The 3,195-nt window shown below is 69.1% G+C and carries 1 protein-coding gene; it reads right to left on the reverse strand.

Annotated elements, in window-relative coordinates:
- Positions 1-3,195, reverse strand: a 3,195-nt coding sequence (locus VN520_RS22995) for an ATP-binding protein (RefSeq protein WP_325748835.1), incomplete at both ends; no start/stop codon positions are given.

Raw genomic sequence — 3,195 nt, forward strand, 5'->3', positions numbered from 1 at the left:
CGTCGGCCTGGATGTCGTGTGCGGCATCGCTGCACCGCTGGACATCGAACGGCGCCCCCTGGTCGAGGAAGGCGTGGATCCGGGCGCCCAGCGCCTTGTCCCCGATCGGGATGACGGGCACCGGGACGCGCTCCAGGAGGACCCGGTTCTGGGCCCCATCAGGGTCCGGAACGAAGACCGTCTCGTCCGTCTGCGCCGAATCCAGCGGTTCGAGGACACTGGCTCGGTGGCCCAGCAGCCGGCGCGGCGGTGTGGCGGGCTTGTTGTCAGCAGTGCGTGTGCCGCCCTCGGCGGGCAGCAGCTGAGCCCACGCCTTCTCGTACTCCCGCCTGATTTCGTGCGCGTACCTGCCTTCACGCAGGTGCGGGCCGGCCCGCACCAGGTCGGGCAGGTAGCCGAGCCGGTCGAGCGCGGTGCCGGCATCGTCCCAGGAGCGGATGCCGAGCAGGCCCAGGCGCGCCACGAGCTTGGGGGACGGCCTGCTGCGCAAGGCCGCGGGCGCCACGCTGAGAAACGGGGGCGGAGACTGCGTGCCCTGCCACCACCAGGCCCGGCCCGCGGTCGCGAACACGGGTTCCTGCGTGGGGGCGCCCGGGACTGTGGTCTGCGGGATCCACGGCGCGTGGGTGAGGAAGGCGGCCAGCGGGGTGGGCCACGGGGTTCCGGCGGAGTCGGTGTGGCGTACGAAGTGCATCTCCAGCGCGGAGTCGAGCCAGGCGAAGGCGAGGCCGTGCACGATGAGTTCCGCATACAGCCTGCGGTCCTCCTCGCTGAAGGCGGCGTACTTCTCCTGTCCGGGCAGCACGACTGCGGTATCGGAGCGTGAGTGGTACTCAACGCTGATAAAGCCGACCCGCCGCCGGTTCGGCCAGTACTCGGCGGCCGTCCGCCACTGTGGCAACAGACCCTGCCTGCCCGGGGCCCAGAATCGGGCGGGCCGGTTGAGGTCCTCACCTCGCACTTTGGTGTGGAAGATCTCGTAGCGGGGGCGAAGGCCGTGAGCAACACGGTGCCGTTCGAGGAAGCGCAGCATGACCTCGACGGAGATTGTGCCCCCGCACAGTTCCTCGGGGCGCGGAAGGAGCCATTGCTCGGTCTGGGTGAGTGTGGGCGACAGTTCTCGGACATGCTCCAGGAACCGGGTCAGGGTGTCATCGATCGCGGAGTACTCTCCCGGCCATCCCGGCCCGAACATGGCAAAGCTCGCGTTCTGCCAGCCGCCCCGTGTCGGGACCCGGAGACCACGCAACCGCGGAGGCTTGCGCCCCTCCTTCTCCAGGGCGTGGGACACCGCGCAGGCGTAGCGGAGGCAGGCCATGCGCACGTTGTTGTCGTCTTTACCCTCTGCGTCCGCGCGCAGGGCCGCGGCCACGACCTCGAGCACTTGGTCGGCGCTGTAGTCGTGGACGAGGCCAAAGGTCTTGAGCCAGGTGCGGCCCTGCGCTCTGCGCTTGCGGTCTTTGCCGGTCCAGGCGATGTCCTCGTGCACGAAGTGCAGCCTGTCCGACAGCCCGGTGGGCAGAGCTGGAAGGGAGCCGCCCCGGGGGGACTCCCGGTCGAAGAAGACGCCTTCCGCGGCGGCCGGTGCCAGCGCCGGCCCGGAGGTGAGAATGATGCGCTTGCCGGCCACGTCCGAACCGTCAGGGAACTCCTGCGAGAGGTCGTGGTAGAAGTCCGCCCACCATCCGGGGTCGAAGGGGGCGCGGGCGCTCGCCTCGGCGAGCCGCTCGGCCCAGAAGGCGAGGTGCTCCGTGGACGGTACGAGACGCGTTCCCACACTCTTCGCCAAAGACACCAGCTCCCGCAGCCGTACGGGGTGCAGCTGCGGGTCGAGGAGATCGGTGACCCCCGTGGCGGCGACTGCGTGCGGGGTGAAGGCCGTGGCGTGCTTCTTGCCTTCCCACAGCACTGCCCGGTGCAGGGAGGTACGCGCGCCGGACACCGCGGCGATTACCGGGATGAACGGCACCTCAGCGATGCCGTGACCGAGCCGCCCGAACGCCGCGGTGAGCCGGCCCAGAGCCACTGGCGACCGCCAGCACATCAGGTCGACCAGCACCCCGGAGGAAATGGGGGCGCGTCCCTCCGTTGTGGCGAGCACCGCGCGGGCACACGTCTCGGCCACGGTGTCGAGCAGCAGGCCGTTCCACGGCACCCACGCGTTGAACGAGCGCCGGTTCATCTCGGCGAAGAACGGGGCATGGACGAAGCCGCGCAGAGGGGCTGTGATCTGCTCGCCCATCGGCAGGAAGGTGTACAGCCGCCCCTTGGGCAGGGGGTCGGCGACCGGTACGGCAATGCGTACCTCGGCCTTCTTCTCCCAGGCCATCCAGTCGTGCCGCATCCCGTTTTTCTCGATCGACGCGGTGAGCGCCTCCCGTGCGCGGTCCGGGTCGACCTTCCCGCAGACGACGATCAGTCGCATCCTCCGGCGCAAGGTGACCTGCTGCACCTTCAGGCCACGGGCCTGATGCAGCACCTCCACCTGGCGGTCGTACGTCCTGCGCTGGGTCTTCCCTGCGGCCCGCCACTCCAGTTGGACGCGTTCCAGTCGGTCGAGGAACAGCTCGAACGGGGCGCTGTCGTCCATGAGCTCTTGCACCTGCGCGGCTGCGGCCGAGTATGCGTCGGCGGACTTCAGCGGCAGGCGGACGACGGTGACGAAGCCTCGGCGTGTGAAGTTGTGGATGGTCTTCGGTGCCTCCTCCAGGAAGACCGGCACCTTCAGCGTGTGCAGGTTCGCCTTCAGGTAGTCGGGGAAATCCGTGCGTTCGGGTGCCACCTCGCGGGCGAGCGCGTCGTAGTCGTCGAGCCGGGCGAAGCGGAAGGTGAGCCCGTCGGGGACCCGGGATCCTTCCCTGTCGACGCTGTAGACCTCGGGGGCGCCGCATAGGTTCAGCACGCTCTTGAACCCGACGCCCTTGTGGCCGATTCCGGCGTCGGCACGCTTGCGGGACAGGGCGATGCTGCACAGGTCCTTGAAGTTCTTGCCGCTGAACGGCTTGCCCTGATTGGCCACATAGAGGGTGCCGTGCTCACCCTCGTCCTCGTCCAGCCGGATCTCGATACGTCCGTCGCAGGCGCCGGCCAGATGCGCGTCGTGGGCGTTCTGCAGCAACTCGATGAGCGCCCGGCCTTCGTACTCGGGTGTGATGATCGTATCGATGATGGCTTTGGCCTCGCGGGCCGCGTCGC

This window comes from Streptomyces sp. (assembly GCF_035563135.1).
GTDB lineage: Bacteria > Actinomycetota > Actinomycetes > Streptomycetales > Streptomycetaceae > Streptomyces.